We start from the raw sequence: 23222 nt of genomic DNA, 5'->3' as shown, positions 1-23222 counted from the left end.
AAGAATCGGAGAAAAAAGAAAACTCAGGACTGCTCGATCGTGTTCCGCTCGAGGAGCCACGCAAACACGCGCTCTTCGGTGATGCTCCGCTCAAGCTCGCGGAGGCGTCCCGCCTTCTGCAAGGTCGCGTAGAGCTTGCCCGGCTCTTCGTTACGCTTGCCGGCCAGTTCCGCCACCTTCGCGTCCACGTCCGCTTCCGTCGCCACCAGCTGCTCCTTCTCGGCCAGCGTGTCGAGGATCAGGTCGCGGCGCACCTGCCGCTCGGCCACCTCGCGCATCTCGTCGGCGAACTTCACGATCTCTTCCTGCGGGATGCGATACGCCTCGGCATAGGCCTGGAGCATCTGCTTCACCCAGCTCGGCGGCAGGTCAAAGGGGTTCGCGTCCACGATCTCGTTCATCAACTGCATCCGGGCGGCCGAGTCGGCCTCCCTGACCATATTATCGGCCAGGTCTTCCTTCACCGTGTTGGTGAAGGCCTCGAGGCTGGGGAAGTCGCCCATCTCCGCGGCAAACGCATCGTCCAGCGGCGGCAGTTCCTTGCGCTTCACCTCGTTGAGCGTGGCACGCACGGGCTTGCTCTTCCCACGCTGCGACTCGTCCGGGAAGTCCTCCGGCCACTTCACGCTCTGCTCCACGGTCTCACCCGGGGTCAGCCCCAGCAGCAGCTCCTCGATCGGGGCAATGGCCTGGCCGGAGCCAAGCACGATCCGGTACTCCTTGCCCTCGGGCAGCTCGCCGCCCTCGTCGGCCGTGGACAGCAGCACCGTCACGAGGTCGCCCTCGCTGGGCTTGCCCTCCACGGGCGTCCACGTGGCGCGCTGCTCGCGCATGCGATCCATCTGCTCCTGCACCATCTCGTCCGTCACGTCCGACTTCGGGCGCATCACGCGGAAGCCCTCGAGCTTCGTGAGCTCGATCTTCGGGCGGATCTCGCAGTGCAGCTCGAACGACAGGCCGTCGTCCTCGCCGAACTTCACGTCGTGGGCGTGCGGCTGCGTGGCGAGGTCCAACTGCTCCTTGGCGAGCACGGCCTCGAAGGCCTCGCGCAGCAGCGCCTCCACGGCCTCTTGGTCGATCGCGGCCTTGTACTGCTTTTTGATGATGTTCTGCGGGGCCTTGCCCGGGCGGAAGCCGGGGACGCGGACCTGCTTGGCGACGCGAGTGGCCGCCTTGGAGCGGGCCTCGGCCACCTTGGCCGGCGGAACAGCCACCTGGAGGCGGCGCTCGGCGCCATCGGCCTTGGTGGCGGTGATCTGGATGTCCATTGGGATGTCGTGCGGGTCAGGGGATCTGCCAGAGCAATCCGCCCCGCCCGGGCGTGGTTCGCCAAGGCGGGGCGGGGGGCTGCCTGTGCCCCTAAAACTAAGCGGATAGCGCGGTTGCTCCAAGTGCGGAAGGCTCGCGCCGACGGCGCGCCTTCAGGACCAGCCACAATGGCGCACCCATGGCCAGGACGCCGAGCACGGCGGCCATCCACAGGCCGTGCCGGGCAACGGTCGCGATCGGCATGATGCCGTTCGTGGCGTAGAGGATCAGCGGGAACGCCACGCCTCCCGCCATGCGCTGCCAGGTCGACGGCGGCACTATGGCCAGCATCAGGCGACTGACGAGCACCCCGGTCAGGAACCAGCCGATCCAGTTCGAGAGCGGCATTCCGTAGAACAGCGGGCCTCCGAGCCATCCCGGCACCCAGTCTGGGAACCGGCCGAGCTCCCAGACCCAGTGCGCGGGCTGCACGTTGGTCATCTGCACCTCCATCGGCACGTCCCAGGCCGTCAGGAACGCGCCGGCCACCAGGGCCCAGCGCCACTTGTTCCGGCCGCTGTCGCCCGGTGCCATCAGCGCGGCGCAGAAGGCCAGGCAGCAGTACAGCATGTAGTACCAAGAGATCGGAATCGGGTACGGCACATCGCCGTTGATCATGTAGCCCAGCATCGGCGTATAGCGGTACGGCCCGAAGGGCAGCCCGAGGTTCGTGCCTCCGAGCTCCGACAGCAGGGCCACGCCGCTGGCCGCGACGAAAAGCAGCAGCGCGCGCCCGACGCCGAAGCGCGGAGCCGAGTGGAGCAGCGCAGCCAGCGCGCCGAGTATGACGTACACCTGGCCGGAGTAGCGCCAGCCGAGTTCGTAGACCGTGGCCGTGTACGGACCCTGCAGCCAGACCGGGAAGGGGCCGGCGAGGATCGTCACCATCGCCGCCGTCGCAAAGGCGATCAGGGCGAGATGTCCCCACAGCATTCCGGCCGCGGCCCGTTCCATTGCGGCGCCTCCGAGTGGCTTCGTCGTCACGCGCTCAGGACCATTTGTTCGGCGCGTTCCAGGCGCTGGCTTCCCCACTCGATCACCGGTCCGGCGTGTTGTGTGGGTGGCGCCTCGCGGCCAGCGCGCCAGAGGCTCCACAGTAGGCTTGCCCGCTGCCAGCTTCCCACGCGGGCGCGCAGCGAAATCGAGTCATAGTGGTTTCGCTCGATGGCACCAAGGATTGCCGCATACCCGTCGGCGCAGGCGCGGGCGCAGCGCTGGGCATCCGCCTCGAGCAGCGCGATGCCCGGCGACGCCGCACGGTAGAGGGCGCGTGCGCGCGCAATCTCGTGCCGCATCAGGCGCGCCCAGGCGGGATCGTCCTTCAGGCCGGGATCGTGCAGCACGCGCTCCGCGCTGAGCCCGAAGGTGGCGAGGTCCTCGTCCGGCAGGTAGACGCGCCCGATGGCCGCGTCCTCGCCCACGTCGCGCAGGATGTTCGTGAGTTGCATGGCAACGCCGAGGGTGCGCGCGTACTTCAGGGCCCGGCGGCGCGTGTCCTCATCGCCGTCCACGCCGAACACATAGGTGCACATCGAGCCGACCGACGAGGCCACGCCCTCGCAGTAGGAGGTGAGGTCGGCCCAGGTGGCGTAGCGCGGGGGCTTGAGGTCGCTCGCCACGCCGTCCAGCAGTTCATTGAGTGCCGACTCCGGCACCCCAAACTCGCGTACGGCGCGTGCCAGTTCACGAAGCACGGGCCCATCGGCGCGCCCCGCCAGCGCCGCACCCACGGCGGCACGGTACCGTGCCAGTTCCGCCACCAGCTGCGCCGGCGCGGCGCCCTCGTTGCGATCGACAATGTCGTCGGCGATGCGGCAGAACGCGTACACGGCAAAGGCACCGCGACGCTTGCGAGGCGGCAGGAAGCCGCTTGCCAGGGAGAAGGTGCGTGCGTGCGCGCGGGTGATGCCCTCACACTGCAGGGCGTCGGCGCGGGCCAGCGCGTCGTCTGGTGGTGCGGCGACCGGGGCGTTGGACATCAGGACACCCCCGCCGTCTCGCGGGCGCGGCGCCGCGGGGATGCGGCGGCCTCGCCGATCAGCTCGGCCACGATCTTGCCCGAGCTGATGACGCCCGGTAGGCCGGCGCCCGGGTGAGTCCCGGCGCCCGCGAAGAAGAGGTTCGGGATGTCCTCACTCTGGTTGTGCGGCCGGAAGTACGCCGACTGGAACAGCGTGGGCTGCACCGAGAACGCGCTGCCCAGGTGGCTCGACAGCGTGTCTCGGAAGTGCAGGGGATCGATCCGGTGCTCCGTGACGATGTGCTTCGACAGGTCGGGGAGATATCGGTCCTCGAGGTACCTGATGATGGCATCGCGATACGGCTGCGCCGCCTTGCCCCAGTCCGTCGGCCCACCCAGGTGCGGCACCGGCGACAGCACGTAGAAGGCGTCGCAGCCATCCGGGGCGAGCGACGGATCGGTGGCGGTCGGGCGGTGCAGGTACAGCGAGAAGTCCGGGGACAGGCGTTTGGCGTCGAAGATGTCGCGCAGCAACCCGCGATAGCGGGGCCCCATCAGGATCTCGTGGTGCGCGATGTCGTCGTAGCGGCGATCGGTGCCGAAGTAGATCACGAACAGCGACATCGAGTAGTCGAGTCCGTCAACGCGCGCATCGGTATTGCGGCGGCGGTACCGGGGTGCGATCAGATGCTTGTACGTGAACGCGACGTCGCCGTTGCTCACCACGACGTCCGCCGGCAACAGGCTGCCATCGGCAAGCCGCACGCCGCTGGCGCGGCCGGTCCTGTCGTCGATCACGATCTCGGACACGCGCGTCGAGAGTCGGAGCGACCCACCGATCTCCTCGAACAGTCGAACGAAGGCGCCGACCAGCTTGCCCGTGCCGCCCATGGCAAACCACACGCCCCACTTCTGCTCCAAGTGGTGGATCAGCGCGTAGATGCTTGTGGTCTCGAAGGGGTTGCCGCCCACCAGCAGTGGGTGGAACGAGAAGACCTGTCGGAGGCGCTCGTCCTTGAGGTGCTTGTTGGCCAGCCCCGCGACGCTGCGGTCGGCGCGCAGGCGCACGAGGTCCGGCAGCACCTTGGCCATCGAGCCCAGGGAGCCAAACGGCTGGTCGATGAGGGCCATCCCAGAATCGAACACGGCCTCGCTCGCCTCGACAAAGCGCAGGTAGCCCGCTTCGTCCGCAGGATTGAATGCGCGAATCTGCCGCAGCAGCGCCTCGCGATCGCCGTTGTACGTGAACAGCGAGCCGTCTTCGAACCGGATCCGATAGAACGGATCGATCGGCACGATGTCCACGTAGTCGCGCGTCTGCCGTCCGGCCGCTGCAAACACCTCGTCGATCAGCCACGGCGCCGTGATGATCGTCGGCCCGCCGTCGAACGTGAACCCGTCCTGGCGATACACGTAGGCGCGGCCGCCGGGTTGGTCGCGTTGCTCGACGACCGTGACCTCGTGCCCCTGCGCCTGCAGCCGGATAGCCGCGGCGAGTCCCCCGAATCCACTGCCGATGACGACGATGCGCATATGGGCCCTGAACGCGGCCACGGGTCCGATAGTTCGCGACGTGCGTGCTACGCTCACTCGCGGGGGGCGGCGGTATGGACTCCGTCCATCCTTCGTCCTCCCCCCCTTCGTCCTTCATCCCAACGGAATGCGAGAGGTGGGACTCGAACCCACACGCCTTGCGGCACGGGATCCTAAGTCCCGGGCGTCTACCAATTCCGCCACTCTCGCGCAGAGCCACAACTTACCGTCGCTGCCCCCAAATGCCCACGGGCGGCCCGGCATCGCGATGCCGGGCCGCCCGTGTTGAACAGCGCTTGGACCGCGCGCTCAGTTCGTGCGGAGATTCACCACCACGGTGCCGCCGCCCTGGCCCTGCACACCGCGGAACACGAGCAACGACAGGATCTCGCCGGGCTTCATCCGGTCGAGCACGCGTTGCAAGTCCGCCGAGTTGGACACGCGCGTCTTTGGCTGCGGATACAGCACCTCGGCGATCACGTCATTGACCACGAGGCGATTGTCCGCCGCCGGTCCCGCCGGATCCACCGCCGCCACACGCAGTCCGCGATACTGCTCGGGAATGCGGCGCGCGTTGACCAATTCTGAGGGCACGGGCTCCACGCTGATGCCAAGTCGAGAGGTAGTCGCCGGTTCCTCGGGCTGTCGCACCGCCTCTGCCACCGTCGTCTCGCTGCTCGGCGCAGCCGCCAGCCGCACGCGGAAGGTCTTCCGGCTGCCGTAGCGCCAGGCCTCGAGCTCCACCGTCTCGCCGGGCGCCTTGGCGCGCACCGCCCGCTGCAGTGCGCTCACGCGATCCACCGACTTGCCGTCGATCTTCGTGATGATGTCACCGGGCTCGAGGCCCGCACGCTGCGCCGGCGAATCCTCGCCGGAGTAGCCGCCGATCTTCACGCCGGTGATCGTGCGCAGGCCGGCGACCTGCGCGTCCTCCGGCGTCACCTCGTTGATGCCCACGCCGAGCACCGCGCGACGCACCTCACCGTGCTCGATCAGGTCGTCCATCACCTGCTTGGCCAGCGTGATCGGGATGGCGAAGCCGTAGCCCGAGTAGAAGCCGGTTTGAGAGGCGATGGCCGTGTTGATGCCGACCACCTCGCCCTTGGAGTTCACCAGCGGCCCGCCCGAGTTGCCGGGGTTGATGGCGGCGTCCGTCTGGATGAAGTCGGTGATGGCATACGAGTCCGGGTTCAAGCCCGGGAGGCCGCGACCCTTGGCGCTCACGATGCCGGCCGTGACCGTGAAGTCGAGGCCGAGCGGGTTGCCAATGGCCAGCACCCACTCACCGATGCGCAGCGACTCGTCGTCGCCGAAGGAGAGCGGCGTGAAGTTGCGCCCCTCGATCTTGAGCACGGCGACGTCCGTCGTCGGGTCGCGGCCGATGATCTTGGCGTCGAACACGCGGCGGTCCTGCAGCGCGACCTTCACGCGGTCCGCGCCCTCGACCACGTGGTTGTTCGTCAGGATGTAGCCGTCGCGCGAGACGACGAAACCACTGCCGGTGGCTTCCTGCGGCTGCTGCTGCCCTTCGGGGATGCGGAAGAACTCCTCGAAGCCCGGCGGGACCTGTTGGCGGCCACGCGGGTTGCGGGCGCGGCGGTCGCGTTCGGCCTGGATGCTGACCACGGCCGGCGTGATGTACTCGGCGATCGACACGAAGGCGTTGCTGGCCTCGGCGATCGTGCGAACTTCGTCGTTGCGCGGCTTGGGCGCCGCCTGCTGCGCGGGGCTGCCCTGCGCGAAGATGCGGTCCGTCCAGTCCATCGACGAGGCGAAGATGATGCCTCCGACGAACGCGACCGTGGCCGCGATGAGGATCTTGGTCCGATTCAAGCGCGTCACCATAGTGTTGGGAAGGTAATGAAGGGGGCCCCCACTGGTGGCGGCCCCCTTCGTCACGACTGCCACTCTCTTCCGATAAGTACCGAACCGGCGAAAGATGGTTTCCGGCCCGCCTTACTTCTTGCTGTCGTCCACGATCTCGTAGTCGGCCTCGACCACGTCGTCCTTCTTGGCCTCGGCCTCGGCGCCCTCGGCTGCGGGGGCCTCGCCCTCGGCCGGCTGCGCGGCGCCGGCGGCATACACCGCCTGGCCCGCCGCCTGGAACGCGGCGGTGAGTTCCTCGAGCGCGGCCTTCACCTCGGCCATGTCGTCGCCGCGGTGCGCCTTGCGGGCGCGCTCCACAGCCGTGTCGAGGCGGGTCTTGAGGTCGGCCGGCACCTTGTCGGCCCACTCCTTCGACTCCTTCTCGACCTGGTAGGCCAAGGTGTCCAGGCGGTTGCGCGTGTCGATCTCCTCGCGCTTCCGCTTGTCCTCGCCGGCGTTCTTCTCGGCGTCCTTCACCATGCGGTCGATCTCGGCGTCCGACAGGCCGCTCGAGGCCTCGATGCGGATCTTCTGCTCCTTGCCGGTGGCCTTGTCGCGCGCCGTCACGTGCAGGATGCCGTTGGCGTCGATGTCGAAGGTCACCTCGACCTGCGGCAGGCCGCGCGGGGCAGGCGGGATGCCCGTCAACTGGAACTTGCCGATGGTCTTGTTGTGCAGCGCCAGCTCGCGCTCGCCCTGCAGCACGTGGATCTCGACCGTCGTCTGGTTGTCGTCGGCCGTGGAGAAGGTCTCCGACTTCTTCGTCGGGATGGTCGTGTTCCGCGGGATGAGCACCGTGGTCACGCCACCCAGCGTCTCGATGCCCAGCGAGAGCGGGGTCACGTCGAGCAGCAGCACGTCCTTCTGCTCGCCGGTGAGCACCGCGCCCTGGATGGCCGCGCCCACGGCGACGACCTCGTCCGGGTTCACGCCCTTGTTGGGCTCCTTCTTGAAGAAGTCCTTGACGATCTCCTGAATCTTCGGGATGCGCGTCGAGCCGCCCACGAGGATCACTTCATCGATGTCCGACGGCTGCAGGCCGGCGTCCTTGAGCGCCTTCTGCATCGGCGGGATCGAGCGCTGGACGAGGTCGTCCACCAGCTGCTCGAACTTGGCCCGTGTCATCTGGTAGTTGAGGTGCTTCGGGCCCGAGGCGTCGGCCGTGATGAACGGCAGGTTGATGTCCGTGCTCGTCGTGCCCGAGAGCTCGATCTTGGCCTTCTCCGCGGCCTCCTTGAGCCGCTGCAGCGCCATCGGATCCTTGGAAAGGTCGATTGCCTGGTCCTTCTTGAACTCCGCCACCAGCCAGTCGATGAGCTTCTGGTCGAAGTCGTCACCACCGAGGTGCGTGTCGCCGTTCGTGGACTTCACCTCGAACTGGCGCGTGCCGTCCACCTCGTAGAGCTCGAGGATGGAGATGTCGTACGTGCCGCCGCCCAGGTCGAACACGGCGACCTTCTCGTCCTTCTGCTTGGCCTTGTCGAGACCGTAGGCGAGCGCGGCCGCCGTCGGCTCGTTCACGATGCGCAGCACCTCGAGGCCGGCGATCTTGCCGGCGTCCTTGGTGGCCTGGCGCTGGGCGTCGTTGAAGTACGCCGGCACGGTCACGACGGCCTTGGTCACCGTGTGCCCGAGGTAGTCCTCGGCGGTCTGCTTCATCTTCTGCAGCACCATCGCGGAGATCTCGGGCGGCGTGTAGGTCTTGCCCTGCACCTCGACCGTGACCAAATCGTTCTGGCCGCGCAGGACCTTGTACGGGACGCGCGCGCGCTCGGCCTCGACCTCGTCCATCTTGTGGCCCATGAAGCGCTTGATCGAGAACACCGTGTTCGTCGGGTTCGTCACCGCCTGGCGCTTCGCGATCTGGCCGACGAGACGCTCGCCGTCCTTGCTGAAGCCCACCACGGACGGAGTCGTGCGCCCGCCCTCGGCGTTCGGGATGACGACCGGGTCGCCACCCTCCATCACAGCAACGACGGAGTTCGTCGTGCCCAGGTCAATGCCAATCACCTTGTCTGCCATCGCTTCCTCGGCTGGATATCTTGAATCCTGCAGTTGAGCCAAGCCGTCATAGGGCTGGCTGACTTCTGAATAGTTGGAACGGCAAGCTGAAGGCCAGAGATTCACGCCATTTTGGCGGAGAAATGGTCGTCGTCGCGCCGGCTCTGACAGGAAAATTCCTTGATTCCGCTGAGCGACGACAATCCGACGGTCCGCGTGCCGGTGATGACCATCCTGCTGCTCGGGGCGATGGTCTCGGTCTGGCTGATCGTGCAGGGCGCGGGGTTCGACACGACGACTCTGGCGATGAGCGTCTGCAACCTGGGCATGGTACCGGCGGAGCTCACGGGAGCGGCCCCACTGGGGACGAGCATTCCACTCACCCGCGACCTGGCCTGCGTGGTGGACGCCGAGCCGACGAACTGGCTTTCGCCGCTGACCTCGATGTTCCTGCACGGCAGCTGGGCGCACCTGGCCGGCAACGCCCTCTTCTTCTGGGTGTTCGGCAACAACATCGAGGACGTGACGGGGCGTGGCCGCTTCCTCGTGTTCTATCTCGTGTGCGGGCTCGCTGCGGCCGCTGCGCACGTGCTGCTGCAGCCGGGTTCACCGGTGCCGACCGTCGGGGCATCCGGTGCCGTGTCAGGTGTGATGGGGGCCTACCTGATGCTCTTCCCCCGGGTCCGCGTCCGGATGCTGTTCGTCTTCGTGATCTTCTTTCGGATCATCCCGCTGCCGGCTTGGGTCGTGCTGCTCTGGTGGTTCGGATTGCAGGTACTGCTGGGGTTGTCTGACCTGGCGATACTGGACCGTTCAGGAGGTGGCGTGGCGGTCTGGGCCCACGTCGGCGGGTTCATCGCCGGGGCACTGCTGATTCGCCTATTCGAGCGGGACGAGCTCGTCGAGAGGCGCCGCGCTATCCTGTTGCGGCGTGGACTCTTGGGGCCCGCGGCCCTCGATTTGTAACGATTCCGCCACGAGGCGTTACATCGCGTTTGCCGAGTGGGCCTGGGCGGGCGTAAATTTTCGGGCTCATGAGGTCGTTGCGGTGCCAGCCGGCACCCCGAGGCCTCGCGGCCCATCCCGCCCCACCCGCGGATCCGACCCGTGCGATTTCTTCCCAAGGACGAAGGCTTCTTCGACCTGTTTGACAAGCTTGCCGAGCGCCTCACCAACGCCTCGAGCCTCCTTCACACCCTCTTCGACCAGCCGGCCCGGCTCGAGGACCTGACCAAGCAGATCAAGGCCGAGGAGCACGCGGCCGACGTCATCACCTATGACGTGATGCAGCGCATCGACCGCTCCTTCGTCACGCCGCTGGATCGCGAGGACATCCATCTCCTCACGAACCGTCTCGACAACGTGGTCGACCTGATCGACGGCACCGCCCGCCGCGCCCGCATGTTCCGGGTGACCGAGCGCCGCGAGCCCGTCGTCCAGTTGATTGGCGTCCTCAAGGAGTGCGCCGCCGTCATCGCCACCGGCGTGAAGGACATCCGCTCGCCAGCGGCCGTGCACAAGTCCGCCCGCCGCATCAAGGAACTCGAGGAGAAGGCGGACGTCATCTACGGCGACGCGATCCACGCCCTGTTCGACGGCAAGCCGGACGCGCTCGAGGTGATCAAGTGGAAGGAGATCTACGACAACATCGAGCACGCCGTCGACGAGTGTGAAGACGTGGCGAACGTGCTGGAGAGCATCTCCCTCAAGAATTCCTGAGCGTCGACGTGGTCTGGTATATCCTCGCGATCGTCTTCGTCGCGTTCATCTTCGACTACATCAACGGCTTCCACGACTCGGCGAACTCCATCGCCACCATCGTGGGGACGCGGGTGCTCAGTCCCTTCACCGCGGTCGTCTGGGCGGCGACGTTCAACTTCATCGCCCTCTTCATCTTCGAGACCAAGGTCGCCAAGACCATCGGCTCGGGGATGATCGACATCGCGATCGTGAATCCCGACGTGATCCTCGCCGGCCTGCTTGGCGCCATCACCTGGAACCTCATCACCTGGTGGTACGGCATCCCGTCGAGCTCGTCGCACGCGCTCATCGGCGGCTACGGCGGCGCGGCCATCGCCAAGGCGGGCTTCGGCGCCCTGCTGCTGCCGGGCTGGGTGAAGCCGATCATCTTCATCTTCCTTTCGCCGATGGTCGGCATGTTGGCCGGCTGGCTGTTGATGGTCGCCTCGACCTGGATCTTCCGAAAGGCGCGGCCGGCCAGGGTGGAGCCGCTGTTCCGCGGCATGCAGATCGCCAGCTCGGCGCTGTTCTCGCTCTCGCACGGCGCCAACGACGCGCAGAAGACGATGGGCATCATCGTCTCGCTGCTCGTGGCGGGGCAGGTGTACTTCGTGAACGAGACGGGATTCCTGCGGCACTTCTATCTGGAGAACGGCAACACCATCCCGTTCTGGATCAAGCTCGGTGCGCACGCGGCCATCGCCCTCGGCACGCTCATGGGTGGCTGGCGCATCGTGCACACGCTGGGCTCGCGCGTGACCAAGCTGCGGCCCATCGGCGGGTTCTGCGCGGAGACTGGCGGTGCCTCGGCCATCTTCCTGGCGACGGCGCTCGGCATTCCCGTCTCCACGACGCACACCATCTCCGGCGCCATCGTTGGCGTGGGCGCCACGCATCGCCTCTCGGCCGTGCGCTGGGGTGTCGCGACCCGAATGGTCTGGGCCTGGGTGCTGACGATTCCCGCATCGGCCATCGTGGCCGCCCTGTCCTACTTCCTGGTGGCCGCGGTGCGCGGCTGACCGGATGAACCCCCTCGCCTCCAAGGATCCGGGCTACCTGAACCGGGAGCTGTCCTGGCTCGAGTTCAACGCCCGGGTCCTCCACGAGGCGGAGGACGTACGGACCCCGCTGCTCGAACGCGTGAAGTTCCTGGCGATCTTCGCCTCGAACCTTGACGAGTTCTATATGGTGCGCGTCGCCGGCCTGCGGCGGCAGCTCTCGGCCGGCGTGCTGCAGACACCGCCCGATGGCCTGACGCCAGCCGAGCAGCTGGACCTGATTGACGCCCGCGTGCGCGAACTGTCGGCGCGCGCCCGCGCGCTGCTGCACGACGAGCTCATCCCGCGGCTCGATGCCATCGGCGTCGAGCTGCGGCCCGACGGGTCGCTCGACGACGACGAGCGCGATGCCGTGGACCGCTTCTTCGAGGAGCAGGTCTTCCCGGTGCTGACACCGCTAGCGGTGGATCCCGGCCACCCCTTTCCCTACATCTCCAACCTCTCGCTCTCGCTGGCGGTGGAGCTGCGCGACCCGGAGCAGGGCGACGTGCGCTTTGCGCGCGTGAAGGTGCCGAAGAGCCTGCCGCGCTGGGTGCCGACCGGACGCTCCACAAGCTTCGTGCCCCTGGAGGCGGTGATCGCGCAGCGGCTCGACGCACTGTTCCCTGGCATGGAGGTGATGGGCAGCTACACCTTCCGCCTCTCGCGCTACTCGGACCTCGAGATCTCCCACACCGAGGAGCCCGAGGACCTGCTGGCGATGATCGAGGAGCAGCTCTTCCAGCGCCGCTTCGGCGAGGTCGTGCGCGTGGAGGTGCAGGAAGGGATGCCAGTGCACCTGCGCGAGCTGCTGCTCGATGAACTACGCGCCAGCGAGGCGCCCGAGATGGCGCCGCTGACGATGCGCGAGGTGCACGAGCCAGGTCCGCTCCTCGACCTGAGCGCGCTGATGGCGATCGCCGGGCTCGACCTACCCGAGCATCGCGACCCGCCGCTGATCCCCGCGGTGCCGCCGGAACTGCGCGACACCACGCGCTCGATCTTCGATGTGGTGCGCGACCAGGAGATCCTCGTCCACCACCCCTTCGATTCCTTTGGGGCCTCGGTGGAGACCTTCATCGAGACCGCCGCGCGCGACGAGCAGGTGCTGGCCATCAAGATGACGCTGTACCGCACCTCGGGTGACGGCGCCATCGTGCAGGCACTGACTCAGGCGGCCCAGCGTGGCAAGCAGGTGGCCGTGCTGGTGGAGCTGCAGGCGCGCTTCGACGAGGTCAACAACATTGCCTGGGCGCGAACGCTGGAATCGTTTGGCGTCCACGTGGTCTACGGACTGCCCGGCCTCAAGACGCACACGAAGACCGCACTTGTGGTCCGCAAGGAAGGCGACGGCATCCGCCGCTACGTGCACGTCGGCACCGGCAACTACAACACGCGCACGGCGCGGCTCTACACGGACCTCGGCCTCATCACCTGCGACGAGGAGATCGGGGCCGACGTCAGCGACCTCTTCAATGCGCTCACGGGGTACTCGCGCCAGCGCGAATACCGGCGCCTGCTCGTCGCGCCGGTGAACATGCGGGCACGCCTGCTCGGGCTGATTGCGCGTGAGACGGCCAATGCGCGGGCGGGCGGCGCGGGCCGCATCATCGCGAAGATGAACTCGTTGGTGGACGCCGAGGTCATCCAGGCGCTCTACGAGGCCTCACAGGCCGGCGTGGAGATCGACCTCGTCGTGCGGGGCATTTGCTGCCTGCGACCGGGTGTGGCCGGACTTTCCGAACGCATCCGTGTCATCAGCATCATCGGCCGATTCCTGGAGCACTCCCGCATCTGGATGTTCGGCGGCGATGGCGAGCCGGAGTATTTCTTCGGCTCCGCCGACTGGATGCCGCGCAACCTCGATCGCCGCGTCGAGGTCGTGACGCCGGTGCTCAATCCGTTGTTCCGCCGCCGCCTGCAGTCCGTGCTCGACATCTGCCTGAGCGACAATCGCCAGGCCTGGGACCTCCAGCCCGACGGCCGCTACGTGCAGCGTGAGCCCGGGGAGCACGGCGAGCGCGCCACGCATCGGATGCTGCTGCGCGACTCCTGGGGCGCCAGCCGCGAGAGCGGGGCGTTCACGTTCGACGCCAGCCCGCTGCGCCGCGACGACGCGCGCGGCATGGGCCGCCCGCCGTCCTCCACGGCCGAGTTCCGCGCCTTCACGCACTGAGCGCCGCAGGACCGCAGTCCCACGGCGCCCAGTCCCGCGTCTGCCCCCTCCGGTCAGATCGCGAAACGCTTGACGGTGCGGTCCAGGTCCTCGGCCAGGCCGCGGAAACCGCGGGCGACCTCCAAGGCCTCGCCGGCGCTCGACGCCGCCTGGGTGGACGAGGCGGAGATCGTCTCGATATTGCGCGCCACCTCGTTCGCGGCGCCCGTCGTGTCGTGCACGTTCGACGCGATCTCGCGCGTCGTCACTGACTGCTGCTCCACCGCCGCGGCGATCGTCACCGAAATCGACCGCACGTTGGCGAACACCTCGAGGATGTCGGTCATCACCTTCATCGAGTCCTGCGAGCTGCGCTGCATCCCCACCACCTTCGACTTGATGTCGTTGGCGCTGATGGCGGCTTGACGCGCCAGTTCCTTCACCTCCGAGGCCACGACCGCGAAGCCCTTGCCCGCGTTGCCTGCTGCCGTGGCCTCGATGGTGGCGTTGAGCGCGAGCAGGTTGGTCTTGGCCGCGATCTGCGTGATGCTCTCCACCACCGACTCGATGGCCTGCGCATCGGACTGCAGCTGGGACAGCGTGCGCTGCGCCAGTTCCGCCTGTTCCGCCGCCGCCTGCGCCACGCGCGCCGCATCCGCCGCCTGCTTGGCGACCTCGTCCACCGAGACCGACATCTCCTCGGTGCCCGCCGAGAGCGACATCAGCGTCTGGCTCATCTGCGTGGCCGCCGAGGCAATCGAGCTCGCCTGGCCGGCGATGTCGCGGGCCCCGGTCTCAATGCTTTCGCTGGTGCGCCCGATCGACACGGCGGAGCCATTCACCGTCTGTGAGCTCTCGCGAATCTGCACGAGCAGGCCGGCGGTGTTGATCAGCATCGCGAGCAGCTGCTGCTGCACGCGGCCGACTTCGTCGCCGCGCGTGTGGTCGATGCGCGCGGTGAGGTCGCCGGTAGCGATGCGGCCGGCCACGGCGGCCGCGTCATCGAGCGGCGTCACGACGCTCACCACGACCTTGCGGGCGTAGACCATCGCCGTGACGATGCCGACCCCGACGGCGGCCGCAAAGGCCACCGGAGCGCCCAGCACGACGCCGACGACGCCAGCGAGGGACAGCGCGGCCGCCGCGGTGAATGCGACATCCGCCCTGCGCCGCACGGACACGACCTTGCGCGCGGTGAAGGGGAACGTCGCCTGGTCGTCGAGCACCTTGCGGTACAGGTCATCGGCGCGACGCACCATCTCACGCGTCGGCTTGCGGCGCACGGACATGTACCCCACGTGCTGGCCGTTCTCGACGATGGCGGCCACGTTGGCGTCCACCCAGTAGTGGTCGCCGTTCTTGCAGCGATTGACCACCATCCCGTTCCACGGGCGACCGGCCTGGATGGTGTCCCACAAGTCAAGGAAGGCGCTGCGCGGCATGATCGGGTTGCGGATCATGCTGTGCGGGCGGCCGATCAGCTCCTCGCGCGTGTAGCCGGAGATCTCCACGAACTCGTCGTTCGCGTAGGTGATCTTGCCCGTCAGGTCGGTGCGCGTGACGAGGGTGCTGCCGTCCCGCATCTCGACCTCGCGACCCGTCAGCGTGAGCGATGAGCGCTTGCGCTCGGACTCGAACTTGCGATGTACGGGAGTTGCCATTGCCGGTCTGCCTCAGGAGGGTTGGGCAGTGGCCGGCGGCATCTGACTACCGGGAGTGATAGGCCAGGTCGTCGGTCACTTGTCACTGAGTGTCGGACGGGCGGCTGGCTTGTTCACCGCTGTCGGGGAACCCTGCACAGCGGGCGAGGTCGCGTCCGGCTATTCGGCGCTGTCGGCGGTATACACGGTCGCGTCGGGGCCCACCAACTCCACCGGCTTCCCGGCCATCTCGGCCAGGAGCTGGGACTTTCGGCTACCACCCCAGAGTTCGAGCCGGAGATGCGCATTTGGGCGCCGCGGCACCGGGGTGATCCGCACGGCGCGTTCGAGCCAGCGCACCTTCACGCGGTCCACGGCCCCCACGTGGCCGCGGTCGAGACCATCCGCCACACGCAGCAGTGCGCTCAGGCGTCGAATGCGCTCGCGCGTCGAGCCTTCAAGGGCCCAGTACTCGGCGTGCTTCCGCCGCGGCTCGTTGCCGCGATGATACCGCGCGACGTGGGCAATGACGATCTGCTCTTCCGGCGCGATGCCGAGCAAGTCCGCGTGCTGGATCAGATGGTACGAGTGCTTGTGGTGTCCCTGGTAGTTGATGTGGTAGCCGACGTCGTGCAACAGCGCCGCGTCGGAGAGCGTCTGCCGCTCCTCGGGCGCGCAGCCGATGCGCGCGCCGATCGCGTCGAACAGCTGCAGGGCAAGGCGCTGCACGTGCTTCGAGTGCGGGGCCTCGTAGTGGCAGCGTTCGGCGAAGGCACGCACCGAGCGCTCGCGGGCCTCGCCCGGGTCGGCGATCACCGGCATCACGCGCGCAGTCTCGAGCAACAGCCCTTCGCGGATGCCGTAGCCCGACGCAGTGAGCTCGCGCGGTTCAATGCGCGCCAACACCTCCGCCGCGACGGCGAGACCAGCCACGATGATGTCCGCGCGACCGGCGTTGAGCCCTTCCACCTCCAACCGCTCGTCCGGCGTCATCGACGCCAGTTGCTCGAGGATGTGCTCGAGCTCGTGCCGCGGGATGTGCGTCCCGTGGACGCTCTTCACCCGGATGCCTTGCCGCGCGAGGAACATGCCCGCGAGGTTCGTGAAGGTGCCGCCGGATCCGATGACCATCGCGCCGCGCCAATCCCGCACCGGCAGAGCCTTGCGAATCGCTACCCGCACGTACTTCCGCAGCTTCTTCACGCCCTTTGACGATGGCTTGCCGTCGAGGAAGCGCTCCGTCAGTCGGATCGCCCCGAAGGGGAAGGTGATCAGCCGCTCCACCAGTCCCTCGGCAGCCAGCGCCAGTTCCAGCGAACCGCCGCCGATGTCCATCACCACCGAGCGGCCGACGCCCAGCTCGAAGTGCGCCAGCGCGGAGCGGAAGGCGAGCCGTGCCTCCTCCTCGCCGACGAGGATGCGCACGCGCAGGCCTGCCTCGCGCCGCACGCGGCTGATGAACTCCGCCCCGTTGCTGGCGTCGCGCACCGCGCTCGTGGCGACCGTCTCCACCTTCTTGGCCCCAATCTGCCGCGCAAGCGTCGCCATCCGCACGAGTGCGGCGACGGCTTCCTCGATATTCCGCTCGCCGAGTCGACCTGTCTCCGCGAGGCCGGCGCCAAGGCGCGGCGCGGCCTTCAGTTCATCCACCACGCGGATGCTGCCCTCGGGCGACACATCGGCGACGATTTGCCGGATCGAGTTCGAGCCGATGTCGATGGCGGCAATGCGAATGTCGCGCTCCTCCTGCGCGGAGCGGTACGGACCATCGCCGCCCGACTTGGGCAGGTTCATCGACGGGCCGGAGCGGGGCAGGCGCCCGGCGTCAGCGTCGCCAGGTAGCGCAGTTCGCGTGCCCGCACCGACTCCGGAAGCGGCGCGTATCCAAGTTCAGTCGCGAGGTTGGCCCCGTCGCGCAGCGCCCACTGCGCAAAGGAGACGAAATGCGCCGTCGTCGCCGCGTCACGGAGGACCCCGTCCACGATGATGCGCGTGAGGGCGACGACGGGGTACGCATCGGCGCCTCCGCTGTTCACGAGGCCCGGGAGCGTGTCCGTCGTGCTCGGATCGCTGATGCTGCGTGCCGCCGCGGCCACCGATGACGAGCTCGGTGCCACGTATTCGCCGGCGGCATTGCGCAGGTTCGCCACGGCTAGCCGCGCCTGCTGCGCGTAGGTCAACTCCACCGCACCGATGGCACCGTCGCGCGCGGCAATCGCGGCCGTGATGCCCTCGTTGCCCTCCACCGCCTCACTACCGGTTTGGGGGCCGCCGGCCGCCTCGGCGGCGCGCCAGCGCAGGCTCGCCGCGAGGTAGCGGTTGAAGACAGCGCCCGTCCCGGTGACGCGGGCGCGCCGTACCGGACGGATCTCCAACGCCGGCAGGCGAAGCCCAGGGTTCAGCGCCTGGATCGGCGCGTCATCCCAGCGCGTCACGCGGCCAAGGAAGATGTCGGCGAGCGTCTCCGCGTCGAGGCGCAGTGGCGCCGAGAGCCCCGGCACGCGGTAGGCCACCGCGACCGCACCGAGCACAGTGGGAATCTCCACGGCTCCACAGCTGGCTCTCGTGCGCTCGGCGGCGGTCAGCGGACGGTCGGCAGCGCCAAAGTCCGTGTCGCCGGCGAGCACCATGCGGATGCCTTCGGCGCTCCCCACCGAGTAGTAGTTGATCGCCACGCCGCTTTGGCGGCCGTACTCCTGGAACCACCGCCGGTAGAGTGGGAACGGCAGGGTGGCGCCGGCGCCGGTCAGGTCGATGCCGCCCGAGGGAAGCGGCGGCTCGCTCCGCGAACGAATCCATTCGACGCCGACAGCAAAGCCGACCAGCAGTCCCAGCCACCCGAAGGCGACGGACTGCAGGAGGACACGGGAGCGCGGCGGGACGGTCAAGCCGACCTACAGGTCATTGGCATACGTCACGAACTTGACGCGTCCGTCGCGCTCCAGCAATGACCCGAACAGCCGCATGGTCCGCGCGGCGGAGTCGGCGGCCGCGAATCGGACTCGGCACCCGGTGACCACACGGTTCGGCCCTTCGACGCTGACACTGTCCGGGCACTCGAGCGCCTCGAAGCGGAGCGACGAGCCGCCGTAGCGGCGCACGAGGCGCGTGGCCCCCTTCTCGCTGGCCAACTGCAGCTGGAACCAGAGCAGCTCGGGCCCGAGCTCATACGGCGGCGCCGTGAACTTCGTGTGCGGATAGTACAGCCAGGCGAACTCGCTGCGGGTGAGCACCAGCTGACGGAGCGCCGCCGTGTCCTGCTCTTGCAGCGCCGTCAGCAGGGCACGCGTCAGCGCCTCGGCATCGCGCGCGCCGCCGTCCAGGCGGCGGGGCGTATCCGCCACCGTGGCCCGGAACCGGGCCAGCAGCGTGTCGATCGGCAGCGCGCTGTCCACGTGGACTTCCTGGTGTGGGACGTCGGACGCGGCCTGCTCGCTGCGGTTGCGGTCACAGCCAACGACAGCCACCAGCGCGATGAGAAAGGGAAGGACGTTGCGCATGGAAAAAGGTCGTGAATGCCGGAGCGGCCGGCGCCCGGATCCGGGCACCGGCCGCTCCCACAATCTACTGGGTCAGTTGGTCGCGTAGCGCGTCCAGCCGGCCCACCACTTCACGCCACCCGGCGCGGCGGCGCCGCGGTAGGCAGTGCCGGACACCGCGGTGCCGGCGGCAGTGGCCATGTTGCCAGCAAAGACGGTCAGGCCGCCGGTCGCGGCCAGCGATCCGCCCGGCGGTGTCCAGTCGAAGGAGGCGGCCGAGGTGGCCGGCAGCGTGAAGGTCGTGGTATTCGCCGCCATGGTGACCGCACCGTCCCGCACGATGTTGCGCGCCGCTGAGTCGGCGAGGAACAGGCCGCTGGAGGCCGTGCCGAAGATCATCGGCGACTCGAGCACGAGGATGTTGCGGGCGTCGAACTGGCCACCGGTCACGCGGGCGATGGTCGTGGAGTCGCGCAGCGAGAAGCCGGCCTTGGGCCAGCGGGCCACGAGCCCGTTCACGTAGTAGCCACCCGTGCCGCGGCGCAGCACGAGGCCATAACCGCCGCTGGTGGCGTCGATATCCGTGCCAGCGCCCGCGCCAACGAGGGTGAAGTTCGCGACGACTGGCGTCGTGTACGGCGTCGAGAGCTGGCCGAGGTCGCAGCCCGCGCCGGCGCAGCCGTCGTTCTCGATGCCCTGCGGATCCGACGAGGTGTTGCCGGCGCCAGCGCGCGGCACCACCAGGCGCGACTGGTAGGCAATGAGATACTGCAGGCGCCCGCGATAGCCTTCCGACATGTCGAAGTGGTCGTCGCCCGACTCATAGGAGACGAAGTACTTGCCGTCCACCGTGCCGCCGAAGAACTCAAAGGAGTCGTCGAGCCCGTACAGCGACTGCAGGTACTCGAGCGTCGTGCCCGAGCCCACGGCCGCGAGCGTAAAGGTATTGAGCTCGGCGTCCGTCGCCGTCGCGTACCCGGCGAACTCGACGCGCACGTAGCGCAGCGTGCCGCTGTTGGAGAGGTCGTCGGTGCCGCCCGAGTACTGCTGCGACGGATTCGACGGGCCGGTGCCGGTGCCCTCAAGCACCACCGTACCCGAGCGGTTGATCGTCGCGTTGCCGATGATGATCAGTCCGCCCCAGTCGCCAGCCTGTCGGGAGCCCACCGGACGCGAGGAGGTGAAGACGATGGGCTCGGCGGCCGTGCCGATGGCGTTGATGCGCGCGCCGCGTGTGATGAACAGTGAGGAGCCGACGGTGGCGAAGTCGCCCTGGATCACCGTGCCCGCCTGGATGTTCAACGTGGCACCGTTGGTGACCTGCACGAAGCCCTGCAGGGTGTAGACCGTGTCCTTGTAGAGCGTGCGGTCCGCCGTGATGTTCGCGGCGATCACCGCCGCCCCGGATTCGGTCGGGCCGGTCGTGGTGTCGTCTTCGTTGCAGGCCGCGAGCGTCAGGGCGAGCAGGCCGATGCTCGCGGTGCGGAGGGCAGTGAGTCGAAGCATTGGGGTTCCAGTGGAATGGAAGTGGGCGCGCCTTCGTGGGCGTCGCGTGACGGGCACATCAGTACAAAAGCGCCATCGTGTCTCTGCACGATGGCGCTTTCGTCACAGCCCAGTCACAGCGGCGCGACCGCCGCGTTGCGATGCTACGGGCGCCAGTTCAGCCCCAGCGTGAAGCCGCGGCCCACGCGATACGACTCGCGCGTCACCGGACCCTGTACGATGCGGTACGGCGCGTCGAGCAGGTTCTTCGCATCGAAGCGGGCGCTGATCTGCTCCGTCACCGGGAAGCGCAGCGAGAAGTCGACGATGTGGCGCTCGAGCTCCTCGACGTTCGGCAGCGGGATCTCGCCGGCGTCCGTGATGCGCTTGCCGACGACGTTGTACAGCACCGAGGCGCTGGTGCCGCCCGAGTTCGACGTCCACTGCAGGCCGGCGTTGAACATGTACGGGGCCTGGCCCACCATCGCGCGGTTGGCGTTGGTCACCGACGCCGAGGTCGCGTCGAGACGAATTTCCGACGCCATCACCGTGGCGTTCGTGGTCACCGCCATGTTGGCCAGGTAGGGGTTGATAAAGTCGAGGAACTTCCGTGCCTCCAGCTCGAGGCCGAAGTTGTCGGCGCCCTTCGCGTTCACGAAGGTGATGATGCGCGTACCTGACGAGCCGATGTACACGCGCTCGATGGGGTCGGTGAAGCGCTTGGCGAAGGCGGCCAGGCTGATCACCTCGCCCTGCGAGGGATAGAACTCCCAGCGCAGGTCGTAGTTCTGGATCAGCGCGCGCTGGAGGTTCGGGTTGCCGATCACGTTGTCGAAGCCGATGACCTCGCGGTACTGGATCGGCGCGAGCTCACGGTACTCCGGCCGCGACACCGTCTGCGACGCCGAGAGACGGATGTTCGTGCGCTGGCCCGGGCGATACGTGATGGCTATGGCCGGCAGCACGTCCATGAACGTCGGGTTCGTCGAGGTGCGGGCGCCGACCGTCGGCTCCGAGCGCACCAGCACGTCCGAATACTCGGCGCGCGCGCCGGTGATCAGCTGCCACTTCGGCCCGAACTCCTTCTCCACCATCGCGAAGCCGGCGAAGAGGTAGTCGCTGGCGTCGTAGGAACCGCCGACGCCGATCGGCGTCACGCGCCAGACGTTGTCGGAGCTGTTCAGGTAGCGCGCGAAAATCTGCTCGGGCGCCAGCTCGCGGTCCGCCTGCGTGAGGCCCGAGCCATTGATGCTGTACGCCGTGTTGATGGCGTCGCGGCCGGCGTGGCGGCCGAGGCCGCCCACCTTGAGAGCCGTCGAGCGGCCCGGCTCGCCGAACTGGATGCGCCAGTGCGCGCGACCCTCGATGCCCGACTCCCGGAGGTCCGCGAAGGTGCGCACCGCGCCCTCGTTGGACGCGGCGAACCACTGCGGCGCCATCGGGGCGCCCGTGCCCGGGTCGGTGAAGATCGCCTGCACGAACTCCGAGCGGTCCGGCTCCTTGCGCGTCACGCCCGACGCCGTGATGGCGGCCTCGAACTTCTGGTTCGTCGTCAGGTCGCTCTGCAGCAGCAGCTGCGAGGAGCGGATGCTCCGCTCCACATACTTCTGCCGCGTGATGATGAAGGGGATGCCAATGTTCTCCGAGACGCCCTCCTCGCGGCGGGCCTCCGAGTCCATCGTGCGGTTGTAGGTGTTGTTCAGCGCGAGGCGCGTGCGCGAGCCCAGCAGCGTCGAGAAGTTCGCCAGGCCGCCCCAGAGCACCGACTGCTTGCCGACGTCGCCGGTGTAGCGGTCGATTGCCGACGGTGTCGCGCCCGACTGCGCCAGCGCCAGCGCGCGCACGTTGTCCACGCGCGCTTCCTGGCCGTACGAATAGGTGCCGCTCACGAGATAACCGATGCGACGACCAAAGACTGGATCGTTGCCGCCGACCGACAGCGAGGTCGAGCCGTTGAGGCCGCCCTCCTGCCCGCGCGGCGACCAGGCGTTGCGGAAGTCCGAGACCATCCGGTTGTAGTCCGCCTGTCCAGGCACGCTGCTGGAGAAGTTGCCGTACTGCTGGATGAAGCCGGGCAGCGAGCGCGGCACCGCGCCGTTCGCCACCAGGTCGCCACCGACGCGGATCGGCATCAGGAGCTTGCGACCGACCACGGCGTCCGAGCCGCCCACGCTGGTGCTCATCGCCCAGGTGCGCTGCGCCGGGAACTCCTTGGTCTGGATGTCCACCTGCGCGCCCGAGAAGTCACCCGGCTGGTCCGGCGTGAAGGTCTTCACGGTCGTGATCGTCTGCAGCAGGCCGGCCGGGAACAGGTCCAGCGGCACGACCTTCTTCTCCGGCTCCGGGGAAGGAATCCGCGCGCCGTTGAGCGAGGCCTGCGTGTACCGCTCGCCGAGGCCGCGGACGAACACATACTTGCCGTCCTGCACGCTCACACCCGACACGCGCTGCACGGCCTGCGCCGCGTCGCCGTCGGGGCTCTTGGCGATCTGCTCGGACGTCACGCTGTTGACGACGTTGATGGAGTTCTTCTGCGCGTCCAGCGCCTCACCCACCGTGCCGCGCTCGGCGGCGGCGGTCACGACCTGCGCCGTCAGTTCGACGCTGGCCTGCTCGAGCGCGACGTTCTGCTCGACCGTCTTGCCGGCCTCGAGGAACAGGCCGGTGATGGTCTTCTGCGCGTAGCCGATGCGGCGCACGATCAGTGTGACCGTTCCGGCCGGCACGCCGGCGATGGAGAACTGGCCGTCCACGCCGGAGCGCGTACCGATCGTCGTGCCGACGACCTGGATGCCCGCCTCGGCGAGTCCGGCGCCGCTCGAGGCATCGACCACGCGGCCGACGATGCGGCCCGCAGTCGGCGTCTGCGCGCTGAGTGGGGCAGTGAGGGTCAGGCCAGCAAGAAGAACAAACAGAACACGGCGCATTGGCGTCTCGTGGGATAAGCGGAAAGGTTGGTGGTCCGGCGCAGGACCCCTCGCCGAACACCACAAATCTCCCGAGACCCGGTACCGGACC

General features: G+C 68.1%; 16 protein-coding genes and 1 tRNA gene. 4 read left to right on the top strand and 13 right to left on the bottom strand.

The annotated features are described in order from the left end of the window. Window positions 1-23 precede the first annotated feature (23 nt). The 7 genes from tig to dnaK all read right to left on the bottom strand — a co-directional run bounded on the left by tig (window position 24) and on the right by dnaK (window position 8689). Window positions 24-1268, bottom strand: coding sequence for a trigger factor (gene tig, locus KF709_03135; protein ID MBX3173374.1), 1245 nt, complete (start codon window positions 1266-1268; stop codon window positions 24-26). A gap of 97 nt (window positions 1269-1365) precedes the next feature. After that, window positions 1366-2262 carry a carotenoid biosynthesis protein gene (locus tag KF709_03130; protein MBX3173373.1) on the bottom strand — a complete coding sequence of 299 codons (897 nt, stop codon included), beginning with the start codon at window positions 2260-2262 and terminating at the stop codon, window positions 1366-1368. A gap of 26 nt (window positions 2263-2288) precedes the next feature. Continuing rightward, window positions 2289-3287, bottom strand: a complete 999-nt coding sequence (locus KF709_03125) for a phytoene/squalene synthase family protein (protein ID MBX3173372.1) — start codon at window positions 3285-3287, stop codon at window positions 2289-2291. Next, the gene (locus tag KF709_03120; protein ID MBX3173371.1) at window positions 3287-4801 is read right to left on the bottom strand and encodes a phytoene desaturase; all 1515 of its coding nucleotides are present in this window, start codon (window positions 4799-4801) and stop codon (window positions 3287-3289) included. Before KF709_03120 ends, KF709_03125 begins: the two co-directional genes overlap by 1 nt. 128 nt (window positions 4802-4929) lie before the next feature. Then, a tRNA-Leu gene (locus KF709_03115) sits at window positions 4930-5011 on the bottom strand. A 99-nt stretch (window positions 5012-5110) separates the two neighbouring features. Beyond that, window positions 5111-6646, bottom strand: a complete 1536-nt coding sequence (locus KF709_03110) for a Do family serine endopeptidase (GenBank protein MBX3173370.1) — start codon at window positions 6644-6646, stop codon at window positions 5111-5113. 111 nt (window positions 6647-6757) lie between these two features. Beyond that, entirely contained in the window at window positions 6758-8689 is a 1932-nt protein-coding gene (gene dnaK, locus KF709_03105) for a molecular chaperone DnaK (protein ID MBX3173369.1), read from the bottom strand. A 159-nt stretch (window positions 8690-8848) separates the two neighbouring features. Here dnaK and KF709_03100 point away from each other — a divergent pair, with 159 nt between their 5' ends. The 4 genes from KF709_03100 to ppk1 all read left to right on the top strand — a co-directional run bounded on the left by KF709_03100 (window position 8849) and on the right by ppk1 (window position 13621). Further along, window positions 8849-9634, top strand: coding sequence for a rhomboid family intramembrane serine protease (locus tag KF709_03100; protein ID MBX3173368.1), 786 nt, complete (start codon window positions 8849-8851; stop codon window positions 9632-9634). A 141-nt stretch (window positions 9635-9775) separates the two neighbouring features. Then, window positions 9776-10387: a DUF47 family protein gene (locus KF709_03095; protein MBX3173367.1), complete on the top strand. Its 612-nt coding sequence runs from the start codon at window positions 9776-9778 to the stop codon at window positions 10385-10387. Window positions 10388-10395: 8 nt separating this feature from the next. Next, complete coding sequence (locus KF709_03090) at window positions 10396-11427, top strand: inorganic phosphate transporter (GenBank protein ID MBX3173366.1); 1032 nt, start codon at window positions 10396-10398, stop codon at window positions 11425-11427. A 4-nt stretch (window positions 11428-11431) separates the two neighbouring features. Next, on the top strand, window positions 11432-13621 hold the full coding sequence (gene ppk1 / locus KF709_03085; GenBank protein ID MBX3173365.1) for a polyphosphate kinase 1: 2190 nt from the start codon (window positions 11432-11434) through the stop codon (window positions 13619-13621). A gap of 53 nt (window positions 13622-13674) precedes the next feature. Here ppk1 and KF709_03080 read toward each other — a convergent pair whose 3' ends face one another. The 6 genes from KF709_03080 to KF709_03055 form a co-directional block, all read right to left on the bottom strand. Then, window positions 13675-15261 (bottom strand): PAS domain S-box protein, encoded by a 1587-nt coding sequence (locus KF709_03080; GenBank protein ID MBX3173364.1) that lies wholly within the window; start codon window positions 15259-15261, stop codon window positions 13675-13677. A 159-nt stretch (window positions 15262-15420) separates the two neighbouring features. After that, window positions 15421-17034 (bottom strand): Ppx/GppA family phosphatase, encoded by a 1614-nt coding sequence (locus tag KF709_03075; GenBank protein MBX3173363.1) that lies wholly within the window; start codon window positions 17032-17034, stop codon window positions 15421-15423. Further along, complete coding sequence (gene pstS / locus KF709_03070) at window positions 17031-18128, bottom strand: phosphate ABC transporter substrate-binding protein PstS (GenBank protein MBX3173362.1); 1098 nt, start codon at window positions 18126-18128, stop codon at window positions 17031-17033. Before pstS ends, KF709_03075 begins: the two co-directional genes overlap by 4 nt. A 6-nt stretch (window positions 18129-18134) precedes the next feature. Continuing rightward, complete coding sequence (locus tag KF709_03065; GenBank protein MBX3173361.1) at window positions 18135-18740, bottom strand: hypothetical protein; 606 nt, start codon at window positions 18738-18740, stop codon at window positions 18135-18137. 72 nt (window positions 18741-18812) lie between these two features. Next, on the bottom strand, window positions 18813-20225 hold the full coding sequence (locus KF709_03060; protein ID MBX3173360.1) for a hypothetical protein: 1413 nt from the start codon (window positions 20223-20225) through the stop codon (window positions 18813-18815). A 143-nt stretch (window positions 20226-20368) separates the two neighbouring features. Beyond that, window positions 20369-23131 (bottom strand): TonB-dependent receptor, encoded by a 2763-nt coding sequence (locus KF709_03055; protein MBX3173359.1) that lies wholly within the window; start codon window positions 23129-23131, stop codon window positions 20369-20371. Between the last annotated feature and the right edge of the window lie 91 nt (window positions 23132-23222).

It is taken from the genome of Gemmatimonadaceae bacterium (genome assembly GCA_019637445.1).
GTDB lineage: Bacteria > Gemmatimonadota > Gemmatimonadetes > Gemmatimonadales > Gemmatimonadaceae > Pseudogemmatithrix.
Note: the sequence above shows the minus strand (reverse complement) of the source record. Positions and strands in the feature narration are given on the sequence as shown.

What these genes read in the sequence shown, in the direction of transcription:
- KF709_03075 (MBX3173363.1), bottom strand. Translation starts at nt 17,034, where the DNA reads ATGAACCTGCCCAAGTCGGGCGGCGATGGTCCGTACCGCTCCGCGCAG.
- KF709_03080 (MBX3173364.1), bottom strand. Translation starts at nt 15,261, where the DNA reads ATGGCAACTCCCGTACATCGCAAGTTCGAGTCCGAGCGCAAGCGCTCA.
- KF709_03120 (MBX3173371.1), bottom strand. Translation starts at nt 4,801, where the DNA reads ATGCGCATCGTCGTCATCGGCAGTGGATTCGGGGGACTCGCCGCGGCT.
- KF709_03065 (MBX3173361.1), bottom strand. Translation starts at nt 18,740, where the DNA reads ATGCGCAACGTCCTTCCCTTTCTCATCGCGCTGGTGGCTGTCGTTGGC.
- KF709_03055 (MBX3173359.1), bottom strand. Translation starts at nt 23,131, where the DNA reads ATGCGCCGTGTTCTGTTTGTTCTTCTTGCTGGCCTGACCCTCACTGCC.
- KF709_03110 (MBX3173370.1), bottom strand. Translation starts at nt 6,646, where the DNA reads ATGGTGACGCGCTTGAATCGGACCAAGATCCTCATCGCGGCCACGGTC.
- tig (MBX3173374.1), bottom strand. Translation starts at nt 1,268, where the DNA reads ATGGACATCCAGATCACCGCCACCAAGGCCGATGGCGCCGAGCGCCGC.
- ppk1 (MBX3173365.1), top strand. Translation starts at nt 11,432, where the DNA reads ATGAACCCCCTCGCCTCCAAGGATCCGGGCTACCTGAACCGGGAGCTG.
- KF709_03125 (MBX3173372.1), bottom strand. Translation starts at nt 3,287, where the DNA reads ATGTCCAACGCCCCGGTCGCCGCACCACCAGACGACGCGCTGGCCCGC.
- KF709_03130 (MBX3173373.1), bottom strand. Translation starts at nt 2,262, where the DNA reads ATGGAACGGGCCGCGGCCGGAATGCTGTGGGGACATCTCGCCCTGATC.
- dnaK (MBX3173369.1), bottom strand. Translation starts at nt 8,689, where the DNA reads ATGGCAGACAAGGTGATTGGCATTGACCTGGGCACGACGAACTCCGTC.
- KF709_03060 (MBX3173360.1), bottom strand. Translation starts at nt 20,225, where the DNA reads ATGCTTCGACTCACTGCCCTCCGCACCGCGAGCATCGGCCTGCTCGCC.